Annotated in this window: 5 protein-coding genes and 1 pseudogene; 3 read left to right on the top strand and 3 right to left on the bottom strand. The window is 66.6% G+C overall.

What is annotated here, in order from left to right:
- Together RJ05_RS06170 and RJ05_RS06165 are read left to right on the top strand one after the other, a co-directional pair.
- Positions 1–620: DUF5753 domain-containing protein (locus RJ05_RS06170; protein WP_036534160.1), on the top strand; the 620-nt coding region annotated here is incomplete at its 5' end.
- A gap of 190 nt (positions 621–810) precedes the next feature.
- On the top strand, positions 811–1,281 hold the full coding sequence (locus tag RJ05_RS06165) for a hypothetical protein (RefSeq protein ID WP_036534158.1): 471 nt from the start codon (positions 811–813) through the stop codon (positions 1,279–1,281).
- 170 nt (positions 1,282–1,451) lie between these two features.
- Here the strand turns inward: RJ05_RS06165 and RJ05_RS30695 are convergent, their stop codons facing one another.
- The 3 genes from RJ05_RS30695 to hutU all read right to left on the bottom strand — a co-directional run bounded on the left by RJ05_RS30695 (position 1,452) and on the right by hutU (position 4,028).
- Complete coding sequence (locus tag RJ05_RS30695) at positions 1,452–1,592, bottom strand: hypothetical protein (RefSeq protein ID WP_156090797.1); 141 nt, start codon at positions 1,590–1,592, stop codon at positions 1,452–1,454.
- Between the two features lie 2 nt (positions 1,593–1,594).
- Complete coding sequence (locus RJ05_RS06160; RefSeq protein ID WP_036534156.1) at positions 1,595–2,161, bottom strand: ADP-ribosyltransferase; 567 nt, start codon at positions 2,159–2,161, stop codon at positions 1,595–1,597.
- A gap of 187 nt (positions 2,162–2,348) precedes the next feature.
- Positions 2,349–4,028 carry a urocanate hydratase gene (gene hutU / locus RJ05_RS06155; protein ID WP_036534153.1) on the bottom strand — a complete coding sequence of 560 codons (1,680 nt, stop codon included), beginning with the start codon at positions 4,026–4,028 and terminating at the stop codon, positions 2,349–2,351.
- Positions 4,029–4,202: 174 nt separating this feature from the next.
- Between hutU and RJ05_RS06150 the strand changes: the two are divergent.
- Positions 4,203–7,374, top strand: a pseudogene (locus tag RJ05_RS06150) (NAD-glutamate dehydrogenase domain-containing protein); the annotation flags it as partial.

Below are 7,374 nucleotides of genomic sequence, written 5' to 3'. Positions count from 1 at the left end.
CATTGTCGGCAGTCGACTCCGCCTATGTGGAGCATCGGCGCGAGTCTCGGGCCGGGATGAAGCGGGTGCTCGGTGCACACACACCGCAGCGATATCGGGCTACCAAGGTCTTCCGCATATACGAGCACAATGTGATTCCCGGGCTGTTCCAGACTGCGGACTACGCACGGGCAATGCTCGAGTTCTGGGTCCGGTTCCTGAATACCCCGAATGACATCGATGAGGCCGTATCGATCCGGATGGAGCGTCAGCAGATCGTGCAGCGCGGCGGCCGCCGGTTCGTCGTTGTCCTTGAAGAGCAGGCGCTGCGCACCTGGTTCGGATCCGCCGAGGTGCAGGCCGGGCAGCTCGGCCGTCTACTGGAAGTAATGGCCTTGCCGCAGGTCTCCGTCGGCATCATCCCGCTGATGCGCGAACGCGGCGGAGTGGGCAGCACGGGGTTCTGGATTTTCGACGATGACCTGGTCGCTCTCGAAACTCCGTCCGCGAGCATCCAGGTAACGCAGCCCGCCGAGATCAACCTCTACGCCCGCATGTTCGAGGAATTGAAACGGTCTGCTCTCTACGGTCGCGAAGCCAGACAGTTGATCGTGTCAGTTCTCGACGAACTCGACCGATAGTGTTCAGCGACAACGGGACCCGGTGAGCGACAGCGCCCAATAGCCACCGACAACAGAAGCGCCGGGGCGAGTGGCACATGGTGCTGGAAAACGCCGAGAAGCGTCTGCGTCATGTGCCACTCGCGCGACGGCTGCGAAGCAGCTGCTTGGCGATATGCCATCCGGCTTATCGATACGGGAAGGAACGCTGTTGCGCGTCGCTGTCACCGGCCACATGAACATCACTCCGGACACGGCGAAGCTGGTCTACGACCGGATCGTGGAGGAGTTGGACGGGCTCGAGGATCTGGTCGGCGTCAGCTGTATCGCGCGGGGTGCGGACTCGGTGTTCGCGCAGGCGGTGTTGGATTGCGGCGGGCAGTTGGAGGTGGTGCTGCCTTCGCGCAACTATCGGGAGCGCAAGGTGAAGCCTGACCATGCCGAGTTGTTCGACCGCCTGCTGGCCAGCGCCGCGTTCGTCCATGTCATGGACTTCGATGACGCAGGCCGCGACGCCTACGAAGCCGCCAACGCCCAACTGTTACTCGGCGCCGATCGGCTGATAGCAGTGTGGGACGGGCAGGTCAGCGAACGCGGTGGCACCGGAACCGTCGTAGACCTCGCCCGCAATGCAGGCATTCCCGTCGAGATCGTCTGGCCCGAGGGTGCCCAGCGCAACTGACCAGGCGGGTGGCCTCAGGCTGCCGCAGGTGGTCAGCGGCTGGCATGGGTGTGCCGGGTGTGAAATGTCGCTGGCTCGACGCGTCGTCCTCGCCGGCGGGTCACCTTCCGTGACGCGCTTCTACGCGGTTCCAGGGGTGCACCTGCGCCTGGCACCAAAAACGGCGGTCCCTACTTTCCGCGCGAGGTGGTCTCGCGGGGTGGGAGCTTCTTGCCGAGGAGCTTCTCGGCTTGGCGGCGCCGTGCCTCGACCTGCTTCGGGGACAGTTTCACCTCGGCGGCCTGCAATGTTTCCCGCGTCAATGCACTCATCGCTAGCCCTCCACAACAATCGCCTGAATACGCCACATGCTACGCGCCTGGTCCCAGCCGACACCAACCACGAAGTAGTTGCGCGCGTCGATGACCAGGACCTCACGTTCGTCGGGGATCTCCGCCAGCTCCCCCAGCCGTAAGGCCGGGGTGCCCGCAGGGACGAGCAGGTCTAGGATCACAGGGTCGACGTGGCGACGTGATCGAGGAGGGTTCGCCGCTCCACTCGCAGACAAGAAGCCACGATGTGTGAACTCCCGATAGATCAGTGCGCGTGCCGAATCATCGTCGGCGATGCCGAAAATATGCGCCTCTGTTTCACGAGTGACGCGAACCATCGCCGGGAGTGGGTATTTCATCAGAGCCGATCTGATGGTATCGATGAGCGGGGCAAGGGTGGGCGTCATCGGGATTTGCTCCCAGAGAGCTCTATTGATCCGCTCGAACCCGTTCAGAGCGTATGACTGGATTGCGTCACGTTCGCTGGAAGACAGTAGGTCCAGGTTCTGGCCGGCGAGCGCAGCCTCGGCAAGGGGAACCCCATCGAACAGGTCGTTCTCGTCGGTCACGCTCGAGATTCTGTCCGATCGGGCAAATCACGAGCGAGGCAGTCCCTTCGCTACGCGGCGGTACTCTCGCCGTCGCAAGCAACGTCGCTGAGACCGAACGCACGACGACCTCGGAGCTGCCCCTCACGCAGCTCCGAGGTCGTCGCAATCGTCGGCGCGTCGGCAGTTGGCCGCCGCACCGTTCAGATCAGCTCTCCTGCATGGGAATCCGAACCCCGCGCTCCCGCGCCACATCGGCGGCGTGCTCGTAACCGGCGTCCACGTGCCGGATCACACCCATTCCGGGATCGTTGGTCAGCACCCGCTCCAGCTTCTGCGCCGCGAGCTCGGTGCCGTCGGCGATGCACACCTGACCGGCGTGGATGGAACGGCCCATGCCGACGCCGCCGCCGTGGTGGATGGAGACCCACGACGCGCCGGATGCCGTGTTGAGCAGGGCGTTCAGCAGCGGCCAGTCGGCGATGGCGTCGGAACCGTCGGCCATGGCTTCGGTTTCGCGGTAGGGCGAGGCGACCGAGCCCGAGTCGAGGTGGTCGCGGCCGATGGCGACGGGGGCCGAGAGTTCGCCGGAGGCCACCATTTCGTTGAACTTCAGGCCCGCGCGGTGACGTTCGCCGTAGCCGAGCCAGCAGATGCGGGCGGGCAGGCCTTCGAACTTCACCTTTTCACCGGCCATGGTGATCCAGCGCTTGAGGTGCTCGTTCTCCGGGAAGAGTTCGAGAATCGCCTTGTCGGTGGCGGCGATGTCCTTCGGATCGCCCGACAGCGCGGCCCAGCGGAACGGGCCGAGGCCCTCTTCGAACAGCGGGCGGATGTAGGCGGGAACGAATCCGGGGAACTCGAACGCGCGCGCGTAGCCACCCTTGCGGGCTTCGTCGCGGATGGAGTTGCCGTAGTCGAACACCTCGGCGCCCTTGTCCATGAACCCGACCATGGCTTCGACGTGCTTGGCCATCGAGGCCTGCGCCTCGGTGGTGAACCAGCCGGGATCCTTGTCGGCGAGCTTGTGCCAATCTTCCAGCGCCACGCCGATCGGCAGGTAGGACAGCGGGTCGTGGGCGGAGGTCTGGTCGGTGACGATGTCGATGGGCGCGTCCATCTCCAGCAGCTGCGGGAACACCTCGGCGGCATTGCCGACCAGGCCGATGGACAGCGGCTTGCGCTCGTCGCGCATCTTGATGGCCAGATCGAGCGCGTCCTGCACGGAGTCGACCTTGGTGTCGAGGTAGCCGTGGGCGATGCGGCGGTCGATGCGAGCGGGATCGCAGTCCACGCAGATCGCGACGCCTTCGTTCATGGTGACGGCCAGCGGCTGCGCACCGCCCATACCGCCCATGCCCGCGGTGAGGGTGATGGTGCCGGCCAGGGTGCCGCCGAAGCGTTTGCGCGCGACGGCACCGAACGTCTCGTAGGTGCCCTGCAGGATGCCCTGGCTGCCGATGTAGATCCAGGAGCCGGCCGTCATCTGGCCGTACATGATCAGCCCGAGCTGTTCGAGTTTGCGGAATTCTTCCCAGTTGGCCCAGTCGCCGACCAGGTTCGAGTTGGCCAGCAGCACGCGCGGCGCCCACTCGTTGGTGCGGAACACGCCGACCGGCTTACCGGACTGCACGAGCAGAGTTTCGTCGGATTTCAGCGTCTTCAGGGTGCGCACGATGGCGTCGAAGGCTTCCCAGCTGCGGGCGGCGCGGCCGGTGCCGCCGTAGACGACGAGGTCGTCGGGGCGTTCGGCGACCTCGGGATCGAGGTTGTTCATCAGCATCCGCAGCGCGCCTTCCTGCTGCCAGCCGAGGGTGCTCAGCTCGCTGCCACGGTCGGCGCGGACGGGACGCGGGCCGGACTGCGGCCTGGTGGAAGCGTCGGTCATGGGGTTCTCTCCTCAGAAAAACGAATGTGTGCCGAATCACTGGTTAGGTGTATAGTCCTGTATATACAACCACCTGTCAAGCGTCCTCAGCGGAAGCGGTGAGACTTCCGTTCGGAAGGTAGTGACATGAAGGCAACGTCGACGGCTCCGGTGCGAGATTCGAATGCGGATGTGCGATACGAGCGGCCCGGAAGCGACTGGGATGAGCGCCTGCGGGCCACCCCGATCGCGCCGCACCTCGCCGACCACTATGTATCGGCCATACCAGAAGGCTATAAGCAAGATGTCGCTCCCGGTAGCGCTCCGAACGACCTCGCCCACCTGGAAGGCCTCGGCCCCGGCGACGTCGATCTGGCGCTGCGCCGGGTCGCGGAATCGAACGAGGAATGGGTGCTCACCCTCTATCTCGGCGGACGTCCGGCGTCGCTGAGCGAGATCCTGCCGATCCTGCAGAGCCTCGGTGTCGAGGTGCTCGACGAGCGGCCGTACGTGATCGCCAATACCAGCGCCATCGCCTGCCGCATCTACCGGTTCTCGCTGCGCTACCCCGAGCGTTTGCTGCCACCGCAGCTCGACGACGCCGATTTCGCCCGCCGCTTCACCGACACCTGCGCCGCCATCTGGCACGGCAGGGCCGAGGCTGATCGCTTCAACGAATTGGTACCGCGCGCCGGCCTCGACCACCGTCAGGTGATCGTGCTGCGCGCCTTTGCGAACTACCTGCGGCAAGGCGAATTCCCTTATAGCCGGGCGCATATCGCGACTGTGCTCGGTGCACATCCCGGCATCACGCGCGGACTCGTCGGCCTGTTCGAGGCCCGGTTCGACCCGGCCGCGCCCGAATCCGATACCGAATCGCTGCTCGAAACGCTGGAAGAAGGTATCGCCGCGGTCCCCGGATTGGACGCCGACCGCATCCTGCGCGCGTACCTCAACGTCATAGACGCGACATTGCGCACCAACCACTACGTCCATGCCGAGCCCGGCGACGACACCTGCCTTGCCTTCAAACTCGATCCGCGCCGGATTCCCGAACTCCCCTCACCGCGCCCGCGTTTCGAGATCTACGTCTATTCCCCGCGCGTGGAGGGCGTGCACATGCGGTTCGGGATGGTCGCGCGCGGTGGACTGCGCTGGTCGGATCGCAAGGAGGATTTCCGCACCGAGGTGCTCGGGCTGGCGAAGGCGCAGGCGGTGAAGAACGCCGTCATCGTGCCGGCGGGGGCCAAAGGCGGTTTCGTGGTGAAACGCCCGCCCACACCCACCGGCGACCCGGCGGCGGACCGAGACGCGCAGCGCGCCGAGGGGATTCGCTGCTACCGCACGTTCATCGGCGGGATGCTCGACCTCACCGACAACCTCGACCTCGCCACCGGCGCCGTCATCGCGCCGCCTCGGGTGCGCCGCCACGATGGCGATGACACCTACCTGGTGGTCGCGGCCGACAAGGGCACCGCGACCTTCTCCGATATCGCCAACGACGTGGCCGCGAACTACCGCTACTGGCTCGGCGACGCCTTCGCCTCCGGCGGCTCGGTCGGCTACGACCACAAGGCGCTCGGCATCACCGCCCGCGGTGCGTGGGAGAGCGTGAAACGGCATTTCCGCGAACTGGGTGTGGATCCACGGTCGGAGGACTTCACGGCCGTCGGCATCGGCGATATGAGCGGCGACGTCTTCGGCAACGGCATGCTCGCCTCCCGGCACATCCGTCTGGTCGCCGCCTTCGACCACCGCCACCTCTTCCTCGACCCGAACCCCGACGCGGCGACGTCGTTCGCCGAGCGCTCGAGGCTGTTCGCGAAACCGCGCTCATCCTGGGCCGATTACGCGCCCGAGCTGATCAGCGCCGGCGGCGGGGTATGGGAGCGCACGAGTAAATCCGTGCCGATCAGCGCCGAGGTGCGCGCCGCGCTCGGCCTGGCCGACGACGTCACCGCGCTGACCCCGCCGCAACTCGTGCGCGCGATCCTGTGCGCCCCGGTCGATCTGCTCTGGAACGGCGGTATCGGTACCTACGTCAAGGCGAGCACCGAAACCCATCTCGACGTCGGCGACAAGAACAACGACACCGTCCGCGTCGACGGCGCAGAGGTCCGCGCCCGGATCGTCGGTGAGGGCGGCAATCTCGGCTTCACCCAGCGCGGCCGCATCGAATACGCGCGCGCGGGCGGCCGGATCAATACCGACGCCCTGGACAATTCGGCCGGCGTCGACTGCTCCGACCACGAGGTCAATATCAAGATCCTGCTCGACGGCTTGGTCGGTGCGGGCCGGCTCACCGGCGCCGAACGCAATGCGCTGCTGGGTGAGATGGCCTCCGAGGTGTCGCGGCTGGTCCTGGCCGACAACGCCTCGCAGAACCAGCTCATGGGCACCAGCCGGGCCAGGGCGGCGGCCTCGATCGCGGTGCACGGCAGGCTCATCGACCACTTGGCGGCCACCACCGGACTGGATCGCGAACTGGACGTGCTGCCGAGCAAGAAGGAGATCGCCGCGCGGCAGCGGGCGGGCCAGGGGCTCACCTCACCCGAGCTCGCCACCCTGCTCGCGCACGTCAAGCTCGGATTGCAAGCCGACCTGCTGGCCGGCGACCTGCCCGACAGCCCGGCCTTCGTCGACGACCTCGCCCGCTATTTCCCGCGCCCGCTGCGCGATCGGTACGCCGACGCGATCGCCGAGCACCCGCTGCGCCGCGAGATCGTGGCGACGGTGCTGACCAACACGGTCGTCGACAACGGCGGCATCACCTACGCCTACCGGCTCTCGGAGGAATCCGGCGCCAGCAACGCCGACGCCGTGCGCGCCTTCGCGGTGGTCTCGGCCGTCTTCGACCTGCCGGCGCTGTGGCGCGACATCCGCGGCAGCGGGCTCAGCGCCCAGCTCACCGACGAGCTGATCGTGCTCAGCCGCAGACTGCTCGACCGGGCCTCGCGCTGGATGCTCACCCAACGTCCGCAACCGCTGGCCGTCGGCGCCGAGATCCGGCGCTTCCGTGATCGAATCGCCGAACTGACACCGCAGGTGGCGGGTTGGTTGTCCGGTAGCGATGCGGCCGATCTGCGCAAGCGCACCGCCGCGCTGGTCGATCGGGGAGTACCGGAGGATCTGGCCGCACGCGTGTCGTCGCTGCTCGACCAGTTCGCCTTACTCGACATCGTGGAGATCGCCGAGATCTCCGGCCGCCCGCCCGCCGCGGTCGCCGAGGTCTATTACCTGCTCGGCCAACGCCTTGGCGTGGTACCGCAACTGGTGGCGGTGTCGCGGCTGGAACGCGGCACGAAATGGAACGCGCTCGCGCGAGTGGCATTGCGCGACGAGCTGTACGCCACGATCCGCGCGCTCT

It is taken from the genome of Nocardia cyriacigeorgica NBRC 100375 (assembly GCF_000308555.1).
GTDB classification, from domain to species: domain Bacteria; phylum Actinomycetota; class Actinomycetes; order Mycobacteriales; family Mycobacteriaceae; genus Nocardia; species Nocardia cyriacigeorgica.
This window is presented reverse-complemented; position numbering and strand designations above follow the sequence as displayed.

What these genes read in the sequence shown, in the direction of transcription:
- RJ05_RS30695 (WP_156090797.1), bottom strand. Translation starts at nt 1,592, where the DNA reads ATGAGTGCATTGACGCGGGAAACATTGCAGGCCGCCGAGGTGAAACTG.
- hutU (WP_036534153.1), bottom strand. Translation starts at nt 4,028, where the DNA reads ATGACCGACGCTTCCACCAGGCCGCAGTCCGGCCCGCGTCCCGTCCGC.